The organism is Salinivibrio sp. AR647 (assembly GCF_001995415.1).
GTDB lineage: Bacteria > Pseudomonadota > Gammaproteobacteria > Enterobacterales > Vibrionaceae > Salinivibrio > Salinivibrio costicola.
The window spans coordinates 321,927-347,288 of sequence record NZ_MUFE01000001.1; the positions used below are offsets into that span (position 1 = coordinate 321,927).

Annotated in this window: 24 protein-coding genes; 11 read left to right on the plus strand and 13 right to left on the minus strand. The window is 51.2% G+C overall.

From position 1 onward, the window contains the following. Positions 1-76 precede the first annotated feature (76 nt). The 6 genes from BZG76_RS01500 to mgtE all read left to right on the plus strand — a co-directional run bounded on the left by BZG76_RS01500 (position 77) and on the right by mgtE (position 4,949). Complete coding sequence (locus BZG76_RS01500; RefSeq protein ID WP_077459899.1) at positions 77-1,546, plus strand: RNA polymerase factor sigma-54; 1,470 nt, start codon at positions 77-79, stop codon at positions 1,544-1,546. A 25-nt stretch (positions 1,547-1,571) separates the two neighbouring features. Then, positions 1,572-1,859 carry a ribosome hibernation promoting factor gene (gene hpf, locus BZG76_RS01505; protein WP_021022677.1) on the plus strand — a complete coding sequence of 96 codons (288 nt, stop codon included), beginning with the start codon at positions 1,572-1,574 and terminating at the stop codon, positions 1,857-1,859. 3 nt (positions 1,860-1,862) lie between these two features. Beyond that, positions 1,863-2,306, plus strand: a complete 444-nt coding sequence (gene ptsN / locus BZG76_RS01510; RefSeq protein WP_077459900.1) for a PTS IIA-like nitrogen regulatory protein PtsN — start codon at positions 1,863-1,865, stop codon at positions 2,304-2,306. Positions 2,307-2,330: 24 nt separating this feature from the next. Then, entirely contained in the window at positions 2,331-3,182 is an 852-nt protein-coding gene (rapZ, locus tag BZG76_RS01515) for an RNase adapter RapZ (RefSeq protein WP_077459901.1), read from the plus strand. Beyond that, entirely contained in the window at positions 3,179-3,475 is a 297-nt protein-coding gene (locus tag BZG76_RS01520) for an HPr family phosphocarrier protein (protein WP_077459902.1), read from the plus strand. Before rapZ ends, BZG76_RS01520 begins: the two co-directional genes overlap by 4 nt. 106 nt (positions 3,476-3,581) lie before the next feature. Further along, positions 3,582-4,949, plus strand: a complete 1,368-nt coding sequence (mgtE, locus tag BZG76_RS01525; RefSeq protein WP_021022681.1) for a magnesium transporter — start codon at positions 3,582-3,584, stop codon at positions 4,947-4,949. A 170-nt stretch (positions 4,950-5,119) separates the two neighbouring features. On the opposite strand, the gene rpoD is transcribed toward mgtE, so the two are convergent. The 4 genes from rpoD to rpsU all read right to left on the minus strand — a co-directional run bounded on the left by rpoD (position 5,120) and on the right by rpsU (position 9,575). Further along, complete coding sequence (rpoD, locus tag BZG76_RS01530) at positions 5,120-6,964, minus strand: RNA polymerase sigma factor RpoD (RefSeq protein ID WP_021022682.1); 1,845 nt, start codon at positions 6,962-6,964, stop codon at positions 5,120-5,122. A 93-nt stretch (positions 6,965-7,057) separates the two neighbouring features. After that, on the minus strand, positions 7,058-8,809 hold the full coding sequence (gene dnaG / locus BZG76_RS01535; RefSeq protein ID WP_077459903.1) for a DNA primase: 1,752 nt from the start codon (positions 8,807-8,809) through the stop codon (positions 7,058-7,060). A gap of 82 nt (positions 8,810-8,891) precedes the next feature. After that, entirely contained in the window at positions 8,892-9,335 is a 444-nt protein-coding gene (locus BZG76_RS01540; RefSeq protein ID WP_021022684.1) for a GatB/YqeY domain-containing protein, read from the minus strand. A gap of 24 nt (positions 9,336-9,359) precedes the next feature. After that, complete coding sequence (rpsU, locus tag BZG76_RS01545; protein ID WP_021022685.1) at positions 9,360-9,575, minus strand: 30S ribosomal protein S21; 216 nt, start codon at positions 9,573-9,575, stop codon at positions 9,360-9,362. A gap of 253 nt (positions 9,576-9,828) precedes the next feature. Between rpsU and tsaD the strand changes: the two genes are divergently transcribed. Then, positions 9,829-10,863: a tRNA (adenosine(37)-N6)-threonylcarbamoyltransferase complex transferase subunit TsaD gene (gene tsaD, locus BZG76_RS01550; RefSeq protein WP_077459904.1), complete on the plus strand. Its 1,035-nt coding sequence runs from the start codon at positions 9,829-9,831 to the stop codon at positions 10,861-10,863. 146 nt (positions 10,864-11,009) lie between these two features. On the opposite strand, the gene plsY is transcribed toward tsaD, so the two are convergent. Further along, positions 11,010-11,615: a glycerol-3-phosphate 1-O-acyltransferase PlsY gene (plsY, locus tag BZG76_RS01555; protein WP_021022687.1), complete on the minus strand. Its 606-nt coding sequence runs from the start codon at positions 11,613-11,615 to the stop codon at positions 11,010-11,012. Between the two features lie 170 nt (positions 11,616-11,785). On the opposite strand from plsY, the gene folB reads away from it, so the two are divergent. Genes folB through BZG76_RS01570 form a run of 3 tightly spaced genes read left to right on the plus strand, consistent with a single transcriptional unit; the run spans position 11,786 to position 13,436 of the window. Beyond that, positions 11,786-12,139, plus strand: coding sequence for a dihydroneopterin aldolase (gene folB / locus BZG76_RS01560; protein ID WP_021022688.1), 354 nt, complete (start codon positions 11,786-11,788; stop codon positions 12,137-12,139). Further along, on the plus strand, positions 12,136-12,642 hold the full coding sequence (gene folK, locus BZG76_RS01565; protein ID WP_021022689.1) for a 2-amino-4-hydroxy-6-hydroxymethyldihydropteridine diphosphokinase: 507 nt from the start codon (positions 12,136-12,138) through the stop codon (positions 12,640-12,642). The genes folB and folK overlap by 4 nt, the downstream gene beginning before the upstream one ends. Further along, on the plus strand, positions 12,639-13,436 hold the full coding sequence (locus BZG76_RS01570; protein ID WP_021022690.1) for an undecaprenyl-diphosphate phosphatase: 798 nt from the start codon (positions 12,639-12,641) through the stop codon (positions 13,434-13,436). The genes folK and BZG76_RS01570 overlap by 4 nt, the downstream gene beginning before the upstream one ends. A 162-nt stretch (positions 13,437-13,598) precedes the next feature. Here BZG76_RS01570 and pmbA read toward each other — a convergent pair whose 3' ends face one another. Then, positions 13,599-14,939 (minus strand): metalloprotease PmbA, encoded by a 1,341-nt coding sequence (pmbA, locus tag BZG76_RS01575; RefSeq protein WP_077459905.1) that lies wholly within the window; start codon positions 14,937-14,939, stop codon positions 13,599-13,601. A 128-nt stretch (positions 14,940-15,067) separates the two neighbouring features. On the opposite strand from pmbA, the gene yjgA reads away from it, so the two are divergent. Next, positions 15,068-15,595, plus strand: coding sequence for a ribosome biogenesis factor YjgA (gene yjgA, locus BZG76_RS01580; protein WP_021022692.1), 528 nt, complete (start codon positions 15,068-15,070; stop codon positions 15,593-15,595). Positions 15,596-15,631: 36 nt separating this feature from the next. On the opposite strand, the gene tldD is transcribed toward yjgA, so the two are convergent. The 7 genes from tldD to mreC all read right to left on the minus strand — a co-directional run bounded on the left by tldD (position 15,632) and on the right by mreC (position 25,346). Then, positions 15,632-17,080, minus strand: coding sequence for a metalloprotease TldD (gene tldD, locus BZG76_RS01585; protein ID WP_021022693.1), 1,449 nt, complete (start codon positions 17,078-17,080; stop codon positions 15,632-15,634). Positions 17,081-17,147: 67 nt separating this feature from the next. Further along, positions 17,148-17,966: a carbon-nitrogen hydrolase family protein gene (locus BZG76_RS01590; protein ID WP_077459906.1), complete on the minus strand. Its 819-nt coding sequence runs from the start codon at positions 17,964-17,966 to the stop codon at positions 17,148-17,150. A gap of 2 nt (positions 17,967-17,968) precedes the next feature. Further along, entirely contained in the window at positions 17,969-21,826 is a 3,858-nt protein-coding gene (locus BZG76_RS01595; protein ID WP_077459907.1) for a YhdP family protein, read from the minus strand. A gap of 3 nt (positions 21,827-21,829) precedes the next feature. Beyond that, the gene (gene rng, locus BZG76_RS01600) at positions 21,830-23,299 is read right to left on the minus strand and encodes a ribonuclease G (protein ID WP_021022696.1); all 1,470 of its coding nucleotides are present in this window, start codon (positions 23,297-23,299) and stop codon (positions 21,830-21,832) included. A gap of 50 nt (positions 23,300-23,349) precedes the next feature. Then, the gene (locus BZG76_RS01605) at positions 23,350-23,916 is read right to left on the minus strand and encodes a Maf family protein (protein ID WP_021022697.1); all 567 of its coding nucleotides are present in this window, start codon (positions 23,914-23,916) and stop codon (positions 23,350-23,352) included. Between the two features lie 9 nt (positions 23,917-23,925). Further along, the gene (mreD, locus tag BZG76_RS01610) at positions 23,926-24,414 is read right to left on the minus strand and encodes a rod shape-determining protein MreD (RefSeq protein ID WP_021022698.1); all 489 of its coding nucleotides are present in this window, start codon (positions 24,412-24,414) and stop codon (positions 23,926-23,928) included. Then, positions 24,414-25,346 carry a rod shape-determining protein MreC gene (mreC, locus tag BZG76_RS01615; RefSeq protein ID WP_021022699.1) on the minus strand — a complete coding sequence of 311 codons (933 nt, stop codon included), beginning with the start codon at positions 25,344-25,346 and terminating at the stop codon, positions 24,414-24,416. The genes mreD and mreC overlap by 1 nt, the downstream gene beginning before the upstream one ends. Positions 25,347-25,362: the final 16 nt, after the last annotated feature.

Genomic DNA, 25,362 nt, shown 5'->3' on the forward strand with positions numbered 1-25,362 from the left:
AAGCGCTTGCTCTGTCGACCAGAGCAAGCGTTTTTAACCTCTTTGGTCGTTGAAAAAGGAAAGGTGTAAAGCCTCTATGAAACCCACGCTTCAGCTTAAGCTTGGACAACAACTCGCAATGACACCACAACTGCAACAGGCAATTCGTCTGTTGCAGCTGTCGACGTTGGATTTGCAACAAGAGATCCAAGAAGCGTTGGAATCCAACCCTCTATTGGAACATGACGAAGGCCAAGAGCAAGACACGGATCAAAGTGATAGTCAGCACGATCAGCATGCGGCCTCACAAGAAACGGCAACCGCCAGTGCCGATACCATGGAAACATCCGATGCGCTCGAAAAAAACGAAATGCCGGATGATCTCCCAGTTGATACGACGTGGGACCACTTATACTCTGCTGGCACCGGCAGTACCGGTGTGGGTGGATATGATGATCAGCCCGTTTATCAAGGCGAAACCACGCAGACGCTATATGACTATTTAAAATGGCAGCTTGAGCTCACGCCATTTTCCGAAAACGATCACGTGATTGCCATGGCTATCATTGATGCGGTGGATGACCAAGGCTATCTCTCAGTCAGTACCGAGGATATTTTAGATAGCCTCGGCAGTGATGATATTGAACTGGATGAAGTTGAAGCGGTGCTTAAACGCGTCCAGCACTTTGATCCTCTGGGGATTGCGGCGCGTTCACTGCAAGAATGTTTAATGCTGCAACTGGCCACCTATGATGACAATACGCCCTGGCTGGCAGACGCGCGCAAGGTCTTGACCGAGCATATGGACTTACTTGCCAATCGCGATTATCGCCAACTCATGCGAGAAACCCGTCTAAAAGAGCCGGAGCTTAAAGCGGTGATGCAGCTCATCCACAGTTTAGAGCCTCGCCCGGGTAACTTAATTGTCACCAACGAAGCTGAGTACGTGGTCCCTGATGTATCCGTGTTTAAACACCAAGGCCAATGGGTGGTACAAATCAACCCAGACAGTGTGCCCAAACTGAAAGTGAACGAACAATATGCCGCCTACGGACGCAATGGCTGCAGTGCATCTGATGGCCAATTCATTCGTTCACACTTACAAGAAGCAAAATGGCTGATTAAGAGCTTGGAAAGCCGCAATGACACCTTACTTAAGGTGACGCGCTGTATCGTTGAGCACCAACATGATTTTTTTGAATACGGCGAGGAGGCCATGAAGCCCATGGTCTTGAATGATATTGCCCTTGATGTGGATATGCACGAGTCGACCATTTCCCGTGTCACCACACAAAAGTATATGCATACGCCTCGCGGTATTTTCGAGCTGAAATACTTTTTCTCCAGCCATGTGAGCACCGACAATGGCGGTGAATGCTCATCGACGGCGATTCGCGCCTTCATAAAAAAATTGGTCGCTGACGAGCCGGCAAACAAGCCACTCAGTGATAGCAAGATTGCCGCATTGCTGGCCGAGCAAGGCATTAAAGTTGCAAGACGGACCATTGCCAAGTACCGAGAGTCACTTGGTATTGCGCCGTCAAACCAGCGCAAGCGTCTATTGTAGACGCCTCAACAGAAGGAAAATGTGTATGCAAATCAACCTGACTGGACAGTCTGTCGACATCACGCCACCATTGCGCGAGTATGTGGAAACCAAATTTGCTAAACTCGAGCGCTTTTTCGAGCACATTAACAATGTCCATGTTGTACTGAATGTTCAAAAGCTTGACCAAATCGCAGAGGCAACGCTCCATGTAAATAACGGCGAGCTCCATGCGAAAGCACAGTCGCAAGACATGTATGCGGCCATTGACGGGTTGACCGATAAACTGGTTAAACAACTGAGTAAACACAAAGAAAAGCTCAAACAGCATTAGGCTATGGAACTTAAAGATGTACTTTCAGTGGACTGCACGCGTAGTGCTGTCCACTGCTCCAGCAAAAAACGCGCCCTGGAAATTATTAGTCAGGTTGCTGCGAATAAACTGGGCACTAACGCGCAAAAATTGTTTGAATGCATGCTAAGCCGTGAAAAACTCGGCACCACAGGCATTGGCGCGGGGATTGCTATCCCACATGGGCGAACACTTGAGAGCCAACAGGCTATCGGGGTGTTGTTGCAATGTGCGGAACCTATCGAGTTTGATGCAGTCGATAAACGTCCGGTGGATTTGCTATTCGCGTTACTGGTACCCGATGAGCAATGTAAGGTGCACTTACAAACCCTTTCGAGTATTGCGGAGAAGCTGAACAATAAACAGCTATGTCGTCAACTTCGCAGTGCTGACTCAGACCAAGAGCTCTACAACATTATTACGCAATAAGCCATCAGGCTAACGGGGAACATTATGATGCTAAAAATTGTCAGTGGCCGCTCTGGCTCAGGCAAGTCAGTGGCGCTAAGGGTACTCGAGGATCTTGGCTACTATTGCGTCGACAATTTACCCGTTAACTTACTGCGTGACTTTGTCGTGTCACAAGATGACGCCGACGCCAAAATCGCGGTGAGTTTAGATATTCGTAACCTTCCGAATGCGAAAGAGCCGATCGCGGATACCTTAGAGGCATTACGACAAGTCTGCGATGTGACACTTTATTATTTGGATGCGGATGACAAGGATCTGATCAAACGATTCAGTGAAACACGGCGTTTGCATCCGTTATCGCGACATAATTTGTCACTTGAGCAAGCGATCCAAGCCGAAAAGCAACAGATGGCACCGATAAAAGCTCATGCCGATCGCGTTATCAACACATCCGGGCTCTCTATCCACGATTTGAGTGAATCTGTGCGTGCCTTGGTGCTTGGCCGCACCAGCAGCGATCTTGTCATGGTATTTGAATCGTTCGGCTTCAAGCATGGCTTGCCCGCCGATGCCGATTATGTGTTTGATGTTCGCTTTTTACCCAACCCGCATTGGGAGCCCACGTTACGACCCCATACTGGCTTAGAAAAACCCGTCCGCATGTTTCTTGCCGCTCAGCCAGATGTCGCAATGGTGATCGCGCAAATTAAGGGCTTTTTAGAGTCTTGGCTCCCGGCGCTTAAAAATAACAACCGCAGTTATGTGACCGTAGCAATCGGCTGTACCGGTGGTAAACATCGCTCTGTCTATGTTGCCCAGTACTTATCTGATTATTTTCATGAGTTAGGCGAACAGGTGCAAATCCGTCATCGCACGTTGGAGCAACAAGGATGACCGCCTTGTCAGCACAGGTCTGTGTCCGTAATCGCCTTGGCCTCCATGCCCGCGCCGCGATAAAGCTGGTTGAGTTAGTGCAAGACTATGATGCGCAAGTCACCCTACAAACCGACACTAAGTCCGCTAATGCAGACAGTGTGATGGCGATGCTGATGCTCGAATCAGCACAAGGCGAAACGATCACAGTGTCGGCCGATGGCCCTCAGTCAGCGTTAGCCCTAGATGCAGTCAAAGCGTTATTTGATGCGGGATTTGACGAAGACACGGTCACCTCTCACGCCACGACGTAAGCCTGTGCGTTCATTGCCCACAATTCCCGCCTTCAACCGATTTGTCATGAGACAGACACCCCTGATTGGGTTAGAATTTTAGTCATTGCATTTGGGGGAGTGACCGATGGCAGAGTCAACAGAACAAGAACAAAGTAACCAAACCCACCAACGTCTCCAAGAAGTCACTCAACTCCTTGAGCAAGGGATGTTCGTACGCGTACGTCGCATGCTTGAGGACATGGAGCCGGAAGATACCGCCCACCTGCTAGAAGCATCGCCGCCAAAAGGGCGTCTTGTTCTGTGGCAATTAACCGATCCAGAGGATCAGGGGGAAATCCTTGATGAGCTCTCGGAGGACGTTAAAGACGGCATCATGGTGCGGATGGCGCCCGATCAGCTTGCGGCAGCCACCGAGGGCATGGAGACCGATGATGTCGCCTACTTGCTGCGTAGCTTGCCTCAGGACGTTTCTCAAGATGTGCTAGCGCAAATGGATGCCCAAGATAGGACGCGGGTGCAACAAGCCCTTTCCTATCCTGAGGAGTCTGCAGGCGGGATCATGAACACCGACGTCGTCACTATTCGTGATGATGTCACCGTGGACGTGGTCTTACGCTATTTGCGCATGCGCGGTGAGTTACCCGATACCACCGATACCTTGTACGTGATTGATCCCAATGGCCGATTAATCGGTAATTTGCCTATCAGTGCCCTCTTGGTGAATCAGCCGGATGTCGCCATTGCTGACATCATGGAGGATCCTGATGAAGCGATCAGCGTCACCATGGATGATGGCGATGTCGCCCATTTGTTTGAGCGTCGTAACTGGGTTTCCGCCCCTGTTGTCGACGAACGTAATCACCTCGTCGGTCGGATTACCATTGATGATGTCGTCGATATTATTCGTGAAGATGCCGAGCATTCGATGATGAGTATGGCAGGCTTGGATGACGAGGAAGACACCTTTGCACCGGCTTTTAAAAGTGCACGTCGTCGTAGCATTTGGCTTGGGATCAATGTGCTCGCCGCCCTAACCGCGGCGTCCGTCTCTAATATGTTTGAAGGCACCCTGGATAAAATGGCGGCAATCGCCGTTTTAATGACCATCGTCCCTTCTATGGGTGGTGTAGCGGGTAACCAAACGGTCGCACTGGTGATCCGAGGGCTTGCCGTCGGCCATATCGGTGATTCCAACACCCGCTGGTTACTGGCCAAAGAAGCCACCGTGGGGTTGATGAACGGGCTGATTTGGTCCGCTATTATTGGTGGCATTGTGGTGGTTTGGAAAGGCAGTATTGAGTTAGGGTTAATTATTTCCGGTGCAATGCTGGTCAACCTATTTATCGCGGGCATTGCTGGGGTCGCAATACCGACATTGCTGAAAAAATACAATATCGATCCGGCGTTAGCGGGCGGCATGGCGCTCACCACCATCACCGATGTGGTCGGCTTGCTTGCCTTTTTAGGCTTGGCGACGCTGTTTATTACTTAACGCAGATAAGGTTAATCGGCCACGATGTGTGGGGTTGGTCCACGAGAAAAATCACGACAATAAACCCAAAAAAAGGCGAGCCACTGGCTCGCCTTTTTGTTATTACACTAAACCGCTGCTGTGCTAAACAGCTGTTACGCTTAACCGCTGTCCGCTAAACAGGTATCACTTTATTCGTCCAAGAAGCTGCGCAGTGTTTCTGAGCGGCTTGGATGACGAAGTTTACGTAGCGCTTTCGCCTCAATCTGACGAATACGCTCACGAGTCACATCAAACTGTTTACCCACTTCTTCCAGCGTATGGTCAGTATTCATTTCAATACCAAAGCGCATACGCAGTACTTTCGCTTCGCGTGGCGTAAGACCGGCTAAGACATCATTGGTTGCCATCTTAAGGTTGTTCGACGTCGCCGAATCCATAGGCAGTTCCAACGTGGTGTCTTCGATAAAATCACCTAAGTGTGAATCTTCATCATCACCAATCGGTGTTTCCATCGAGATCGGCTCTTTGGCAATTTTCAGCACTTTGCGGATTTTATCTTCTGGCATCAGCATCCGCTCTGCCAATTCTTCCGGTAACGGCTCGCGGCCCATTTCCTGCAGCATTTGGCGCGAAATACGGTTGAGCTTGTTGATGGTCTCAATCATATGCACCGGAATACGAATGGTCCGTGCTTGGTCTGCAATCGAGCGTGTGATCGCCTGACGAATCCACCAAGTAGCATAGGTTGAGAATTTATAACCACGGCGGTATTCGAACTTATCCACCGCTTTCATCAAGCCAATGTTACCTTCTTGAATCAGATCCAAGAATTGTAAGCCACGGTTGGTGTATTTTTTCGCAATCGAAATCACCAAACGCAAGTTCGCCTCAACCATTTCTTTCTTGGCACGGCGTGCTTTCGCTTCACCAATGGACATGCGACGGCTAATATCTTTGATACGCTCGACCGACAGGCCAGTTTCGTCTTCGATAATTTTTAGCTTCTGCACACAACGGCGTAGATCTTCTTCGTAACGTGCGACACGCTCTGCGTAAGGCTTGCCTGAATTAAGTGCTTGGTCAATCCATGCATCTGATGACTCGTTACCGCCAAACAGTTGCACAAAGGTTTTCTTCGGCATTTTCGCCTGATCGACACAAAGACGCATCACCAAACGCTCTTGGGTGCGAACCTTGTCCATGGTCTGACGCATGTCTTTTACCAAACGATCAAACTGTTTGGGGATCAGACGGAACTGTTTAAATGTCTCAGACAATTCTTCGATCGATGATTTAGTGCGGTCGTCATAACGCCCGTACTTCTGAATCGCGGTTTCCATTGCCGAATAAGTACGACGCAATTCGCTGAACTTTTCACGTGCGAGCTCAGGATCGATACCGACATCTTCCTCACTCTCATCGTCTTCGTCGCTATCGTCTTTGTCGTCGTCTTCATCTTCGTCATCCAGCTCTTTTTCACTGAGCTCGGAGCCGATATGGGTCGCGGTCGGGGCGACACTGTCCTGTTCGGGATCGATAAATCCCGAAATGATGTCGGTTAAGCGAAGCTCTTCGGCTTCAACTTTGTCGAATTGATCAAGCAGTGAAGCAATCGAGGCCGGATATTCCGCCACCGAACACTGCACCTGATTGATGCCATCTTCGATACGCTTGGCAATATCGATCTCGCCCTCACGGGTCAACAGCTCGACCGTCCCCATTTCACGCATGTACATGCGAACGGGATCCGTGGTGCGACCAATCTCGCTCTCCACACTCGATAGAGCTGCCGCCGCGGCTTCTGCTGCATCTTCGTCGGCCACGGTTTCTGACATCATTAACTCATCGGCATCTGGCGCGGCTTCCACCACTTGAATGCCCATGTCATTAATCATCTGAATGATGTCTTCTATTTGGTCGGAATCGACAATGTCTTCCGGGAGGTGGTCATTAACTTCGGCATAGGTCAGATAGCCTTGCTCCTTGCCTTTTGCGACAAGCAACTTTAGCTGTGACTGCGGATTTTGATCCATAGACGATATCCAACTTCGGGTCTGAGTGAAGAATTTAGTATGCGGAAACGCAAACCGCCAATTTTAACAAATGTCACCTTTGCTGGCTACTTTCTAAACGGACTGGCTCTGTATAAGAAGCATCAGTTCCCGCTTCTCTTCGACTGATAAGCCGACGGTATTTGACTTCGCTTGCAACTTGGCTATTTGTTGTTCGACACACTGGGCGAGTATTCTATCCAGTGAATCGCAAAAAAGTTCTGACGCATTTTCATCGTCAACATGTAGGTCCCAGCCAGCCAAACGGGCTAACAAGGCTTCTTGTTTGGTTCCCCGCCAGTGCTCTAGCAACTGGCCGGTAGTGATATGGGGGCGCTGTCGACAGATCTCAAGGATCGGGTTTAACAACGCTAACCCGGGTAAATCAATGGTGTCTGCCGAGGGTAACGGCGGCACTTCTTGACCAAGCATGGGGTACTGCACCAATAAGGCAATCACCTCACGCATGGGTGTACGCTTAATGTCAGGCTGACCATGGACCTTAACAGGTTGTCCTTGCCGGCTGATTAGCGTATCCAACTGGTGATCATCCATAATACCGAGCTTTTGCCCTAACGTATTACGTAAATAAAGACGCAACGTATCACCCGGCACTTTCTCAATCAGTGGCACGGCTAAGTTAGCTAGCTTGGCTTTGCCCTCTCGGCTACTGGTATCCACCTGCTTGAGCAAGGTATTAAACATAAAGGTCGATAAGCTTTGCGCCTCGCTTAAGCGCTGCTCAAAACCTTCTTTCCCTTCTTGGCGGATCATGGAGTCAGGATCATCGCCATCGGGCAAAAACATAAACTTCAGCTGCCGACCATCATGAATATAAGGCAGGGCTTGCTCCATCGCACGCCATGCCGCATCACGACCGGCACGATCACCATCGTAGCAACACAGTATAGTACTGGTTTGCCGGAACAGGGTTTGAATATGTTCACCTGTGGTAGAGGTCCCCAATGAGGCAACCGCATAGTCAACGCCAAATTGCGCCAACGCCACCACATCCATGTAGCCTTCAACCACCAAAATACGTTCGGGGTGGCGGTAAGACTGCATCACCTCATACAAACCATACAACTCACGACCTTTATGAAAGATCGGGGTTTCAGGTGAGTTAAGGTATTTAGGCGTGCCATCTCCCAATACCCGGCCACCAAAACCAATCACACGACCACGTCGATCGCGAATCGGGAACATAATGCGGCCACGAAAACGGTCATAAGTATGGCCATTGTCATTTTCAATCAGCATCCCTGCCGTTAACAGTTGCTGCTGATCGGCTTGGCTGCGCCCAAAGCGTCGCTTAATCGTATCCCATTGGTCAGGAACGAACCCGACACCAAACTGTTTTACCACTTCTCCGGATAATCCGCGCTGTTTGAGATAATCGATGGCCACTTGCCCAACATCGGTGCGTAATTCACCGCTGTAGGTACGCGCAATGGCTTCCATCATCTCGTAGATTTGGCGCTTATCATCACTTGGCATGCTGGGCCGTGCGGAACCCCCCGACGACTGCTCGCGAGGTACCTCTAAACCCAGACCACTGGCTAGCTCTTCGATCGCTTCCGGAAATTCGAGCCGTTCGAATTCCATCATAAAGTCAATCGCATTACCGTGCACACCACATCCGAAGCAGTGATAAAACTGCTTATCCTGGCTCACACTGAATGAGGGGGTTTTCTCGTTATGGAACGGGCAACAGGCACTATAGTTTTTGCCTTTTTTCTTGAGCTTGACCCGTGCATCTATGATCTCAACGATGTCGAGACGTGAAAGCAAGTCATCAATGAATGCGCGCGGGATTCTGCCTGCCATAACCTGAAATTTATAAGGAGAGAAGCAAACAAGCCGCGCCGTCCATAATGGAAAGCACGGCTTGTTATAAAGTGAGGAACATCTAGCCTAGGTGTGCTTTGACACGCTGGCTTACTTTCCCCATATCAGCACGGCCCTGCACTTGGGGTTTTAATACCCCCATGACGTTGCCCATGTCTTGCATTGACGAGGCACCCGTTGTTTCAACGGCTGCTTTCACCAATGCGTCGACGTCGTCATCGCTCAGAGGCTGGGGTAGAAATTCTTCTATCACCGCGATCTCAGCAAGCTCTACATCGGCAAGGTCGTCACGACCGGCTGCTTGGTACTGGGCTACGGAATCACGGCGCTGCTTTACATTTTTGGTCAACACAGCCAGGATTTCATCATCGCTTAGCGACTGACGCGTATCCACTTCTTGCTGCTTAATTGCTGCCATTACCAGACGAAGCGTACCGAGGCGCGCTTTGTCTTTTTGTTTCATCGCCGTTTTTTGCGCGTCTTTTAGACGTTCAAGCAATTCCATAGCATTTTCCTGAATCTATCGTTATTAGTACATACGTACGCGGCGTTGGTTTTCGCGTGCCAACTTTTTCAGGTGACGCTTTTGAGCAGCGGCTTTAGCGCGTTTGCGAACGGTAGTTGGCTTTTCATAGTTCTCACGACGGCGAACTTCAGAAAGAATACCTGCTTTTTCACAAGAGCGCTTAAAGCGACGCAGTGCTACGTCAAATGGTTCGTTTTCACGTACTTTAACTACTGGCATGTGCCTTTCACCTCGGGGGTTGTCAGTTACTGCTGGCGAACAATTGGCCAGCCTTGATTAAAAATGGTGCGAAATTCTAATCCGAAGAAGGGGTGAATGTAAAGCGCATCTAGCGAATTACTTCTAAGCCATGTAAGATTGCGCGCACGGTCAGTCTATTCTGACCCTCTCTTCTCCGCTTCGATCATCGCATTATATCATGTGGGCAATGATCTTAAATACACAATCTATCGGCTGTTAACCTGAGGTTATGATGCGCATTTTAGGCATAGAGACATCTTGTGACGAAACCGGCGTTGCGATCTACGATGATCAAGCAGGGCTTTTGTCACACCAACTTTACAGTCAGGTAAAACTGCATGCCGATTATGGCGGCGTTGTTCCCGAGCTGGCCTCACGCGATCATGTCAAAAAGACCTTGCCCTTAATTAAAGCGGCCATGGCGCAAGCGAACCTTACGCCCGATCAACTCGATGGCATCGCCTATACTGCCGGCCCAGGTTTAGTGGGTGCGTTACTGGTTGGATCCACCATTGGCCGCAGTCTTGCGTATGCATGGCAAGTGCCCGCGGTGGGTGTCCACCATATGGAAGGTCATCTACTCGCGCCCATGCTTGAAGACAATCCGCCCGCTTTTCCTTTTGTCGCCTTGCTGGTGTCAGGCGGCCACACCTTATTGGTAGAGGTGAAAGGCATTGGCCAATACCGTATTTTAGGTGAATCGATTGATGATGCTGCCGGTGAGGCGTTTGATAAAACCGCGAAACTGATGAAWCTCGATTACCCGGGTGGCCCATTACTGTCTAAACTCGCCGAAAAAGGCACCCATGGCCGCTTTACCTTTCCGCGTCCGATGACTGACCGCCCAGGGTTAGATTTCAGCTTTTCCGGCCTGAAGACCTTCGCGGCCAACACCATTGCCGCCAACGACACCGATGATCAAACACGAGCAGACATTGCCTATGCCTTCCAAGATGCAGTCGTCGATACGCTGGCGATTAAGTGTAAACGCGCCTTAGACCAATGTGGCCTGAATCGTTTGGTGGTTGCCGGTGGAGTCAGTGCTAATCGTTATCTACGTGAAAAGCTCGATGTGCTGACCAAAAAACGTGGCGGCGATGTATTCTATCCTCGCCCTGAATTTTGCACCGATAATGGCGCGATGATCGCCTACGCGGGCATGCAGCGACTTAAAAACGGTGAGCATATGGGACTCGGAGTTAAAGCTCAGCCTCGTTGGCCACTAGACACACTCGCGGCTGTTGATAGTGAACAGACAGACTCATGACATGACGCGATAACCCGTGGCGTATCAATACGTCGCACCCTAATAAGTCGCACCATCGCGAAAATAGTGCAATCACCCCCAAAAGGCAGCCATCGGCTGTCTTTTTTGATTTAGGCACGGTGGCATCGCGCTCGGTGTATCGCGCTCTATCGCTCTCGCCGCCACCAACGAAGTAAAACAGGCTTTTCTTCTCCATCCAATAACCGTCGGATATTGTCGTAATGGCGAAATAAAATCAGGCAAGAAAGCATGGCTACGGGCATGGTAAATTGCGGCTTAATCCACCAGGTAAACAGCGGGGCGACAATCGCAGTGACGATCGCGCTTAATGACGAATAGCCGGTTAAGACCAAGACTAGCCCCCAGGTGGCGACCAGCAATCCAGTGAGACTTAACCCGATCGGTGCCATCGCGCCGAGCGCGGTAGCCACCCCTTTCCCGCCTCGAAAATGAAAAAAAACCGGATAAATATGACCAAGGCATGCAGCAATCGCGATTAGCCCCAGTAAAAAAGGATTGATCCCGATTAAGTAACTAAGCCACACCGGGATCGTGCCTTTGAGCATGTCGCATAACAGCACCAGTGCCGCCGCAAACCGTCCACCGAGCCGATAAACATTGGTCGCGCCTGGATTTTTAGACCCTTGATCTCTGGGATCGGGTAAGCCAAAGGCACGACAAACCAGAACGGCACTAGAAACAGAGCCGAGTAAGTAGGCAGCGATGATGATGGCAATGGCCAGTGCAGTCATGTGAAATCCCTAGAGTTTGTGCCGCATTCGTTGCTATAGTGCGCCCACGTTCATCGATAAACCTATCATGGATCGGAACGTATCACGTATCCATCTGTCAATGGACACATCCAATGATACGAACTTTCTTACCACAGTGGTATCCGACCTGTCACGGAGTGTGAAAAAACATGGATTCCGTATTCATAGAACAACTCGACGTGTACACCACTATCGGTGTTTACGATTGGGAACAAACCATCCAGCAAAAGTTGGTGTTCGATATTGAAATGGCGCACGACAATCGCCCTGCGGCCCAACAGGATGACGTCACCCTTGCGCTTGATTATGCTAGCGTCAGTGACGCCGTTATTGCCCACGTTCAAGCCAGCCGCTGCGCGCTCATCGAGCGCGTCGCCGAAGAGGTTGCGAGCCTGATCCAATCTCAATTTGGCGTGCCTTGGGTGAAAATCCGCGTCGCCAAACCCGGCGCTGTGGCGCCCGCACAGTCTGTAGGCGTTGTTATAGAGCGAGGCACACGGTGACACAAGCATTAGTCAGTATCGGCTCGAACATTGAGCGCGATTTTCATATTGAAGCGGCCGTTCACGCTCTGCGTCAACTCGATCCACAGTGTCGGTTTTCTCGCATTTTTGAAGCCGAGCCGGTCGGGTTTGAAGGCCCTAACTTTTATAATCTCATTGCCGAACTTCATACCGCCCAGCCATTAGAGACCTTTTGGCAGGCCATCCGCGATATCGAACGGCAGCATGGCCGTCAGCGTGATGACATTAAGTATCGCGATCGTACCTTGGATATCGACTTGCTCATCTTTGGTGATCACTGTCAACCCAGTGGCCCTACCCTACCCCGCAACGATATCTATAAATTTGCTTTTACCCTTTGGCCGCTCGCCGAACTGTGTCCAACACAAGCGGTGCCGGGAGATGGTCGTACCTTCGCTCAACTTTGGCAGGCATTTGACCAGCACCAACCACTATGGCCTATTGATACGCCGGCCTATTTGAAGGATCAATCATCATCATGAGCCTATTCGAAGCCTTCTTTTTAGCCTTGATTCAGGGACTGACTGAGTTTCTTCCCATTTCCAGCTCCGCGCACCTGATCCTTCCTTCCCAGTTATTTGGTTGGGCCGATCAAGGGTTAGCGTTTGATGTGGCCGTGCATGTGGGCACGTTGGCGGCAGTCATCGGCTATTTTCGCCGTGAAGTCCGGAATTTGCTCGGCGCGTTTTTCGCATCCTTAGCAGGAAAACACAGCCGCGATAGTCAATTAGCTTGGATGATCGTCTTAGCGACTATCCCAGCTTGTCTTGCCGGGCTGTTCCTAAAAGACTTGATAGAATTGTACTTACGCTCGGTATGGGTGATCGCAGCCACTACCTTGGTATTTGGCGCCCTATTGTGGTGGGCCGATCGTCACGCGCGGCTTGCCAATGACGAATACCAAACCACCCAGTCGCGGGCATGGTTGATTGGTATCGCACAAGCGCTGGCATTAATCCCAGGGACATCTCGCTCTGGCGCGACCATCACCGCCGCCTTAATGCTGGGCTACACACGCGAAGCCGCGGCACGATTCTCGTTTTTGATGTCGATTCCGATCATCACTCTGGCGGGTTCCTACCTTGGTTTGCAACTGGCAACGAGTCCTGAGCCGGTTGCGTTAGCGCCAATCGGTGTGGGCGTGTTGGTTTCGTTTGTCAGTGCATATGCCTGTATCCACGCGTTTTTGAAATTGGTCACGCGCGTGGGAATGCTTCCTTTTGTTATCTATCGTCTGGTACTCGGCGCGGTCTTAATCGCTTTTATCGCCGGATAAAACAGGCACCGCTGAGTAAAATAGGCGGCACTGCTGAGTAAAAAAACCAAGCACGAGAGCGATCGTGCTTGGTTTATTTTTTTGCCTCGGCTTTTTTACCTCGTCCTAATTGCAGCGCTACGTCCTGATTGCAGAGGGTCGTGGTCGAGTGGCTAAAACACCTTACTCGCCAGCCACCTTCATTGAATCAATAATGATCGACCCGGTTTGAATCTGACTACGGGTTTCAATGTCAGTGCCGATGGCGACGATATTGGCAAACATGTCATTCAAGTTACCAGCAATGGTGATCCCACTGACTGGGTACTGTATTTCGCCCTTTTCCACCCAAAAACCAGCGGCACCGCGTGAGTAATCGCCGGTGACTGGGTTAACACCTTGCCCCATCAGTTCGGTAACCAGCAATCCGGTTCCTAATGTTTTAAGCATGGCATCCGTATCTTGGCCTGTGTGGCTCACGTACCAGTTATGAATCCCGCCGGCATGACCTGTGGGTGCCATATCTAGCTTACGGGCGGCATAACTGGTCGCTAGGTAGGTTTTCAAGATCCCTTGCTCAATAATGCGTCTGTCTTGTGTGATCACCCCTTCGCTATCAAACGGCGCACTGGCGGCCCCTTTACGCACATGGGGCAATTCATTAATAGTGAGCCAATGCGGAAATATCTGCTCGTCCTTTTTGTCTAATAAGAACGAGGATTTGCGGTACAGTGCCGATCCGCTAATCGCCATGACCAAATGACCAAACAACCCCGTTGCGACACTGCGATCGAACATCACGGGCACTTGGCATGTCGAGACACTGCGCGGGTTCAAACGGGCAACCGCATGTTTGGCCGCTTCAACCCCGACAAATGCAGGGGTCCATAAATCGGCTTTGTCACGCGCCACTGTGTAGCTCATGTCACGCTCCATGCCGCCCTCGCTTTGCGCAATCACCGAGCAGCTTAACGCCTGTTGACTTGACGGATAGCTCCCGAGCATACCGTGGCTATTGCCATATACTCGGATCCCATAGTGACTGTCATAGCTGGCACCATCACTGAACTTGATCCGGCTGTCATGATTCAGGGCTGCTTGCTCAGCTTCAATCGCCAATGCCGCGGCGGTATCCGGTTCGGGCTCATCCGGATAAAACAAGTCCAAATCCGGGTAGTCGAACGCCATCAAGTCTTTCGGCGCCGGACCACCAAAGGGATCGGGCGAGGTATAGCTCGCGATTTCTAACGCGGCTTCGACCGTTTTAGCTATCGCTTTTTCAGATAAATCGGTGGTGGAGGCGCTGCCTTTACGCTGATCGCGATACACGGTGATGCCGAGCGCACCATCTTGATTAAATTCAACGTTTTCGACTTCGCCCATTCGCGAGCTTACACTGATGCCGGTACTTTTGGTGATAGCGACTTCGGCTTGATCACTTCGCGCCGACGCCATATCTAGCGCACGACTTACCGCTTGGCGAAGCTGCTGCTCTTGTTCAGCGACCTGTTGTTTCACACTCATAGTTGACCTTTTTGATTCGCATTCGAGTTCGACATCGTGAGCTCAGCGAGGCTATGATAAAAAAGCCCGCGTTTGGGCGCGTTTCTTGTTAACATACGTGTCATTGCACATTCTCACTGAGGTTGAACATGGGCCGTAAAAATAAACCCGCTCCCTGGGAGGAAGAGGAAGAAATCATCTGGGTTAGCAAGTCCGAGATGAAGCGCGATATGCTTGCTTTACAATCGCTCGGCGAAGCGCTGGTTAAACTCAAACCCGCGGTATTAGAAAAATTCCCGCTTGATGACAACTTGCTCTCTGCGATTCTCGACGCACAACGTTTAAAAAACGAAGCCCGTCGACGCCAGCTCCAGTACGTGGGCAAATTGATGCGATCGCGCGATCCTGAACCGATACAAGCGGCGCTCGATAAGTTGCAGAACAAACATGCTCAACATAGCATGGCGCTACAAAAAATTGAGCAGCTACGCGATCGTATTATCGATCAGGGCGATAGTGCGATTAGTGATGCGCTCTTACAGTATCCTGATGCTGACCGTCAGCGTTTACGCCAGTTGGCACGTCAGGCTCAAAAAGAGCAACAGCAAAATAAGCCGCCCAAGGCCTATCGCGAGATCTTCCAATATCTCAAAGGCTTTTACGACCAAAGCCTATAAAACAATACGCCAGTGCCTCGCACTGGCGTAGATTGGTTAAGATTCGGTGCCACCGACAGTCATCGCATCTAATTTCAATGTCGGTTGCCCAACACCAACAGGCACGCTTTGTCCGGCTTTCCCGCAAACCCCAACGCCAGGATCAATCGCCAGATCATTGCCCACCATCGATACCTGCTGCATGGCTTCAACACCACTGCCAATTAAGGTCGCGCCTTTCACCGGAGTAGTGATTTCACCCTTTTCAATCAGATAAGCTTCTGACGTGGAGAATACAAATTTCCCCGAGGTGATATCGACCTGCCCGCCGCCAAAGTTCGGCGCATATAAGCCTCGCTCAACACTGGCAATGATCGATTCAGGGGTACTGTCTCCACCTAACATATAGGTATTGGTCATGCGTGGCATCGGCAAGTGTGCATAAGACTCGCGACGACCATTCCCGGTGGGCGCCACACCCATGAGTTTGGCATTATGCTTATCTTGCATATAGCCTTTGAGTACGCCATTTTCGACCAATACATTGTACTGGCCTGGCACTCCTTCATCATCGATGCTCAACGAGCCGCGACGATCATTCATGGTGCCGTCATCAACGATGGTACACAGAGGAGAGGTTACTTGCTCACCAAGGCTACCGGTAAATACCGATGACTCTTTGCGGTTAAAGTCCCCTTCTAATCCGTGACCGACCGCTTCATGCAGCAACACGCCCGGCCAACCTGCGCCCAACACCACGGGCATCGTCCCTGCTGGTGCCGCGTCTGCACGAAGGTTGACCAGCGCGAGACGGATAGCTTCATCAGCAAATTGCAACGCGCGCGACTTACCCGCCTGCTCGTGCAAAAAGACCTCGTAACCATAGCGGCCACCGCCACCAGCACTGCCGCGCTCACGACGACCATCTTGCTCAACTAACACTGAGACCGATAAGCGCACCAAAGGACGAATGTCGGCGCCATAGGTACCGTCCGTCGCCGCAATCAGCACTTGCTCATACAAGCCGTTTAAACTGGCATTCACTTCTTTGACGCGTGGCTCTTTAGCACGAATATAGCTATCGATTTCTTTTAATAAATCAATTTTCTGCTCACGCGTCAGGCTTCCCAGCGGATCGATGGGCCCATAGTAAGGGGTCGCTTGGACGGCACGAAAGGCGCTGACCTTACCGTGTCCACCGACAGGTGCAATGCCCCGCGCCGCAGTCGCACTTTGCATCAGCGCATCAATGGTAAGTTGATCAGAATACGCGAAGCCGGTTTTTTCTCCGCTAATTGCTCTGACACCAACGCCACGGTCGATATTAAAGGAGCCGTCTTTAATAATGCTGTCTTCCAGCGCTAACGATTCATGCCAAGTGGATTGGAAGAAAATATCGCCATAGTCAATCTGGCGACCGCTTAAGTGCGCCAGCGTCGCATGAAGCTGCGACTCACTCACGCCCGCCGGGCGCAGTAAGGTTTCTTCGACCTGTTCCAGACTCATTCGCTTACTCTTGGTTGTGGCCGCCGAGCTGGCAGCCGAAAGAAAAAGATAACGCGCCGAGGGTGCGCTATTTCAGTTGGCTTTGCAACCGGGTATGAGACAGTACGGGCATCTTGCCCCGAATGGATTCACTGACACTAAAATCAAGCTCTGCCCACGTCACCCCGGGTTCACGCCCCAGGGATGTGACCACTTGCCCCCAGGGATCAATAATCATCGAGTGCCCCCAGGTTTGCCGCCCTTTACTGTGCTCGCCACACTGGCCTGCGGCAATAATCCAACACTGGGTTTCAATTGCCCGAGCGCGTAGCAGGGGCTCCCAATGCGCTTGACCGGTCACGCGGGTAAAAGCTGCCGGCACGGTGATGACATCGGCCCCTTGCGCGCGTAGCGCTTGGTACAAAGGCGCGAACCGTAGATCGTAACAAATGCTCAACCCTAGGCAACCGAAGGGCGTATTCACCGTCGACAGTTGGTCGCCCGCGGCAAAGTAATCTGATTCTCGATACCGGCCATGCGCATCAGCCACCTCGACATCGAACAAATGTAATTTATCGTAGCTGCCCCGAAGATGCCCGGCATTATCGAACACTAAACTGGTACTGCTCAGCAGCCCGTTGTCATTTTGGATGGGAAAAGCGCCCACCACTAACCAAAGGTCGTACTGGTGCGCCAGCTCGGCAAGCTGTTGCTGTAACGGGCCATGGCCCAATCGTTCAGCATGACGTTGATAATCACGTTTCCCGCCAAACACTAACGCATTTTCTGGGGTCAGCACCAGTTTCACGCCTTGATCACTGAGTCGGTGCAAACTGGCTTGCAGTGTCTTCATGTTATGGGCGGGATCGGCACTGGATGTCATTTGGATAACACCGGCTTTCATCATGCTCACTCCTTGGCTTTTTCTGCCTGCTCGCGCAATCGTTCAGTCGCTTCGGGGGGAAGGGCTAACGCTTCTTGGTTACGCGACRCTTCCCGAATATCTGGTGTGCCAATCGAACCTGTCACCTGGTAGCGTACTTGGGTAAACACATCCATCACCGGAGAAATTGCTGTCGTCACCGCGAGTACATACAGCGCGGTTTGCGGCGTAACCGCAAAGGCACTTAATACCGGGATCCCTGAGGTAATATCCGGCGTAAAACGCACATCCGCATTGACTTGGTTTTCCACTAAATTGGCAATACCTTTGATAACCATATCACCGGCAATGCCATCCATGCGGATATTATCGGTGACCAAGACGCCATTTGTGATCACGGCCCGCCCCGTGATGTCATCAAACGCCAGTCCATCGTCAAACACGCCCGAGAAATCGAGCTGAATTTTACGCAAAATAGAATCTAAGCTAAATAACCCTAACAATTTACCCGCGCCACCAACACCACTGATATAACCGTCTTGGATATCCGCACTTACCTCGCCATTGAGGCTGGATATATCAGCTTGCCAAGGTAAACCGGCATAATTCAGTGCGGCTTGGGTGGTAAAGCTTGCATCTTGGATCCCACCACTGACGCCAAATCGTCCCATGAGATCCGAAGTACTTTCGCCACCCAGTGCTAACGTCAATGCGGTTTGATGGCGCTCTTGTTTATCTATCCGCCAATGCCCATTGACCGCTGCATGGTTATTGCCGCTTTTTACCGTCAGTGACGACAGTGTTAGCTGCTGATCGTGTTTATTGACAACGGCCTCGACACGTCCCAGTCGATACCCTTCTAACCAAAGATCATCAATCGTGAGGCGTGATGGTGGAATGGCGGCCAGTAAGGCTTTGTCTGCAGCCGTGGCTTGGGGATCCACAGGCTGAAAGAGTGGTGCGTCGGTAGGTTGGGTCTGGTCGGACGGCTGTCGATTGATATGCCAGTGATCAATATCGACCGCTAAACGACCTTCTATTGGCCAGTTTGCTTGTCCGCTGAGCTCTTGACTGCCGACCAGCACATGCCATCCCTTCGCTTTTTGACGCGCGGCCACTGATAAGTCATGAAAAGCGAGCTTCCCGGCCGAGAGTTGATCGACTTTGACATTCACACGTTGCGGTATCGGTAAGCCAGGGTATTGATGTTGCCGATCCGGCCATGCTTGCCGCACGTGTTTCCACACTGCGTGCCACGCGTCTACATCCAAGCGTGCAAGTGCCAGATCAAAGCGATGACCGCGAGTGGCGAGGAGTGTGGGTTGTTTATCGCCAACTTGCCACTGACTGGACACAAATTCTGGGGTCGCACCTTGGGTATTAATTCGTGCTTGATAATTCACATTTGGCAACTGTACGCGCCCCGTTAACCCTTCACGGTTACCGCTTGCTTCTATATGCGCCTGCCCTTTTTGCCAGCGCGGTTTGTGAAGCGGCGCAGGCAGCGTTGATTGCAGTGGTGTCGTATCGACATCAATGCCGAGCTGGTAGTCAAACCCCGTATCATGAAGGGTAAGATCGAGCCCAGCCTGCCAACGTGCGCCTCCAGAAAGGTAAGGCTTGAGCGGCAGCGATAACTGGTTCAGCAATGGCACTATATCCCAATCCGCCTCGATACCTACATCCAACTGATAGCCGGCAGAGGCAGCTTCGCCCGTAAGATCTAGGTTGATAGCTTGCCCCAGCCACTGAGCACTCATCGATTGGGCCGTGATGCCATCGTCGTCAAACGACAGTGCCCCCGAGACATTGTCCAAGGCCATAGCAGGCGTTTGAATCCTGACTTGATTGCCCGCAAAGTCCACCTTGCCGCTTGCATGAGGTTGCTCACCATCAAGCGGGATCGATAAACCTAACTGCGCATTGACTAATCCGTCGACGTTGATATGAGTTAAGGCGGCACCGACCGTATCCACTAATGGGGTGGCCAGCATATAGCGGTGCACCGCGTCTCCTGTCGCCGAGAGCGAGGCCTTGAGTTCAAGGCGACTGTCTGCCTCGGTCATGTCGACAATGTTTGCCTGAACCTGACGACTGACGGCATCGTTTAAGCGAACATGATCACCCTCAATCGTCAGGCCTGCGTTGTCGAACAAGAGTGTCGCATCAAGCTCTGTCAGCGTCGGCCAGGCGGTATCAAAGCTAAATGCCCCATTGCGCAGCGGCACTTTGGCTTGAAAAATGCCATCATGCTCACGGTATGGAAAACTATCCAGGGCACCAAACCAAAGGATTTCACTACCCTCGGCTTGGCCTCCTTGAATGGCACGTGATAAATATCCGGTCAGTGATTCAGGCAGGGCGCGCGTTGGCAAATAACGCCACGTTTGTCCGGCATCGGTCACATCGGCATGGGCGTAAAGCGCAAGAAATGGCGCCCCCTGCTTGGGAATATCAAGACGAAAGGCGCCGGTTCCGTGAACATCTGCACCGGTGACCGCTGCCTTTTCGCTCCAAATCGAGACGCCTTGGCTCGTCGGTTGCCAATTGAGGGTGAGCTGACCTTGTTCAAGTGGCAAAGGCGCTTGAAAAAAGTCGCCATATGGCAGCGACTGCGCGCCAAGTTCAAGCTGTGCCTGACCACGTCCTCCCTCGCCAGATAGGGTAGCATTTAAGCCATGAAACGCCGGAAAATACCCCCAGCGTTCGGCCGACACCTCGGTCAGTGTCGCTTGATAGCGTAGCGGCGTTGTCGGTTGTTTGCTCAATGCGAGGGATTCAACCTGGCCCGCCGGTGCCAGCGCGGCCGCTATACGGTGCTGTTGTTCCGACTGACTGACCAAGCCGAGTAAAGGCTGTAATAAGGCAATATCCAGGTCGGCCGCATTGAGACGCCAACGCTCGTTCGTTCCTTGCCATGACAGCCGAGAAATCGCAGGGGCTGTGGTGGCATTTTGCTTCACCCATATTCCGTCCGTATCCACGCGCCACGCACGTTTGCCTTCTGCGGTCAGTTGGACTTGGCTATCTTTCACCGCCCAGGTTTTTGCCTCTTCCGTGCTGTCATGCCATTTGAGCGCGAGATCATCAATCGATAACAACGCATCACGGGGTTGGCCGCGTTCCACGCGCACCCAGGCTTGGGCATCTAAACGCGCCGCATCAATGGTCACTGAGGGCGTCAATGTTTGCGTGAGCCACGGCGCGAGATCCATCGCTTCACTGGCAAGATAAAAATCGCCAGTCAGGGTGTCGACGCCTTGGGTTTCAGTAAAAGCGGCTTTAACACGTACGGCTTCTAGCTGGGTGCCTTTCACCCCAATTCGCGCTTGTACCTGATGTTGTCCTGCTTGATTACGCCAAAAGAGATCCTTGATAGTTAATACTTCTGTTTCAAGCGATGGGGTCACCAGGATGACTTTGGCGTTCGGTATCGAGAATTGGCCCAAACGGGCAAGGAAGAGATCTTCAAGCCGGGCACGCACATTGGTACCCGTGTCTTTTTCTGGCAACTGACCGGTATCCAGCACCAGGCCATCGAGTGTTACATGAGAAAAAACCGGTTGCCAACGCATCAGTGTCGCGGAGACATCAAGCTGTAAATCAATATGCTGAGCCGTCAAAAGCGCCGAACCATTATCGCTCGTCGCTAGAGAGACATTTTTTAATGTCAGTGAAGGGGTCAAATTACGCCACTGCCCGGCAATGCCCTCAAGTTGCGCACTGAACCCCGTCTGCTCAGACACCCATTGCCGCAACGGCGCTTGCAAAAGCTCAACATTGGGCAATAGAAAGCGCAAACCGCCTATCAATAAGGCGGTGATGACTATCATGCTGATCACGCTGGTCATTAACCAGCTGACACTTTTTCTCACCCAAGCCATGGCTTACATCATTACTACGTCAAACTGTTCTTGTGTATACAAAGGCTCTGACTTCACTTTGACTTGCTTACTAATAAATATTTCCAATTCAGCCACAAGGTGAGAGTCTTCGCCGGCAAGGGCTTCAATGACTGCCGGCGCGGCATAGACAACAAACTTATCCGCATCATAGGTACGATTGACCCGAGTGATTTCTCGCAACACCTCATAACAGACGGTTTCCACGGTTTTGACCGAGCCACGCCCATCACACGTTGGACATCCACCACACAGCACGTGTTCGATACTTTCTCGTGTCCGCTTACGGGTCATTTCGACCAAGCCTAACTGAGTAAAGCCATTAATGTTGGTTTTTACTCTGTCTTGGCTCAATGCCTGCTCAAGCGAGTGCAGCACGCGACGGCGATGCTCATCCGTGCTCATATCGATAAAGTCGATAATGATGATCCCGCCCAGATTTCTCATCCGAAGCTGACGTGCAATAGCGCGAGTGGCTTCAATGTTGGTATTAAAAATGGTTTCATCGAGGTTGCGGCGTCCAACAAAGGCGCCGGTATTAATGTCGATGGTGGTCATCGCTTCCGTTTGGTCGATGATCAGGTAGCCGCCCGATTTTAGCTGTACTTTACGCTCTAACGATCGTTGAATTTCGTTTTCCGTGTCATACATATCAAAGATGGGCGCTTGTCCGTCGTAATACGCCAACTTATCGGCTAATTCAGGCACAAATTCGGAGGTAAACTCTTGTAGCTTTTCATAGGCCTGTTTGGAATCGACCCGAATCAAGTCTAACTCAGTGCCAACAAAGTCACGGACAATGCGCTGCGCCAACGCAAGCTCGCCATACAGCATGGACTTGGTTTTATATCGGGCGCGTCGCTCTAATACCTTGTTCCATAATCGCTTTAAAAAGGCGGCATCTTGCGCCATTTCATTATCTGTTGCGCCCTCAGCGGCCGTGCGAATAATAAAGCCACCCAGCTCGTCACAATACTCACTGACGATGCTTTTTAGGCGTTTGCGCTCATATTCGCTCTCGATCCGTTGCGATACGCCCACATGGGCAGCGCCAGGCATGAAAACCAGATAGCGCGAGGGCAAGGTAATGTCAGTGGTTAAACGCGCGCCTTTTGTGCCTAGCGGATCTTTCACCACCTGCACCACAATATCTTGCCCTTGACGGACAAGTTCGGAGATATCGCGAACTTGAAATTGCTGTTTCTCGTTTTCTGATACGCATTCGGTATGAGGAACAATATCAGAGGCGTGTAAAAACGCGGCCTTCTCTAAGCCAATATCGACAAAGGCTGCCTGCATTCCAGGCAAAACACGACTGACCTTACCTTTGTAGATATTGCCTACAATTCCGCGTTTCGCTTCACGTTCTATGTGAATTTCTTGGAGGTTGCCCCCCTCTACCATCGCCACCCTCGTTTCACTGGGTGTGACGTTTATTAACAGTTCCGCACTCATGGTTTCCCCGATGTCTCAAAAGTGGGGCCTAGCGCCACTCGTTGGTGCGCTCAGACCGAAAATTGTTTGAGCAGTTGCTCGGTTTCATACAGTGGCAAACCAACGACGGCGTGATAGCTTCCATCGATACGGGTCACAAACTTACCGCCCAATCCTTGAATCGCGTATGCACCGGCTTTATCCGCGGGTTCCCCCGACTGCCAATAAGCATCAATCATCTTATCCGTCAGTGAACAAAACCAGACTTTGGTGGTGACAACGGTGGTGACTTGCTTGATGGCATTTGCCACTGTCACGGCCGTCATCACTTGATGCTCTCGCCCAGACAGCTGTTTAAGCATCCGGGTTGCATCGGCTTGATCTATCGGCTTTTCCAGTACTTGGTCACCATCAACCACAATGGTATCCGCGCCAAGTACCGGGATGTGCCCACCCGTTTGTATCACGCCGGCTCGCGCTTTATCTTGCGACAAGCGTGAGACATAGGCATAGGGCGATTCGCTCGCGTTTTGTTTTTCCTCTACATCGATGACGACACGGGAAAAGTTGACGCCCATTTCGGTGAGCAGTTCATGGCGTCGAGGCGATCCCGAGGCCAGGTATAAATCACAATGCATAGTCCCTCGCTAACGAATGGCAAACCGACGGCGTAACCGGCGCAATAGTAAGAACACCCAGGGCCACAGTATGAAGTTAAGCACACCCGCCCAAAGCTGTTCAGGGTTAAACTGTACGTTAGAGACTAAATACTCCGCCCAGAACTCGATCAATTTTCCAGCCAAGGTCAGTAAAGACAGTAAAAGCGCTTGGTGCCAATAGGACATATTGCGCAGTAATTGAAAATTAAGCGCGACAATATATATCAAAATGGCCATGGTCATCCCTCGAACGCCCAAGGTGGAGCCCAACATCAGATCCCATAACAACCCGACCACTAACGCTGTCCCGACATTCACTCGATGTGGCAACGCCAGAACCCAGTAAAATGCGACGAGCAAGACCCAAGAAGGACGAAAAGGCGCCAGTTCACCGGGCCACGGAGCGGCCTGCAAAATCAACGCAACCATGAAGGAGAGCCAAATAACCAATTGGCCACGAAATGTCACATTTGCCATTATGGTGATTCTCCCTCGCTACCTGACGACGGCGCAGAGTCAGATGGCGGGTTTTCTTGCTCAGATGACGATTGACTCATAGGCCGATCGGAGGGCGCATTATCGGCTTTTTCTGGGGTTGGCCAGACTAAAAGAAGATAACGTAACCGATCGAATTTTACTGCGGTTGTCGCGGTGACTTGCGCAAAGGGACGTTTATTATCAAACGAGAATTCTGTCACCGTGCCCACTGGATAGCCTTCAGGAAAGACGCCGCCAAGCCCGGATGTCACTAATTTATCGCCCACTTTAATATCCGTGCTACTCGGAATATTATCCAAACCGATATAGGCGGTGGTCCCACGGCCAGACGCTATCACGCGAATATCATTGCGCATCACTTGAACTGGTACCGCATGAGTAGGATCAGTGAGTAACAAGACACGGCTATTATGCGCACCGACATAAGCAACCTGTCCGACGACCCCGTGTTCATTGATCACTGGCTGCCCTTCATACACACCATTGGTGCGTCCTTTATCGAGCATCACTTGGTGTTTATAGGGATCAGAATCGACCGCCATCACTTCAGCGACCATTTTTCGTTCATCACGAATAAACGACGATCCGAGTAGCTCACGTAAGCGTTGATTTTCGCGCTCTGTCTGTGCCAATAGAAGCTGATCACTTTCGAGCTGCAACACTTGTTTGCGTAAGGCGCGATTTTCAGCCACTACACGTTGATGAGCGCGAAACTGCATCACTAATTCATCAAGGGTGTCACGAGGCACATTCGATGCATACTGAAGCGGTGCAACCAAGGTGTTGAGGAAATAGCGGACCCCGGCAAAAGCATCAAGACGACTATCAGCCAGCATAAGGCTGACTGATAGTAGAAGCGCGAAAAACAGGCGTAATTGCAGAGACGGTCCTCTGCCAAACATAGGTTTCATAATGAAAACAACCTGT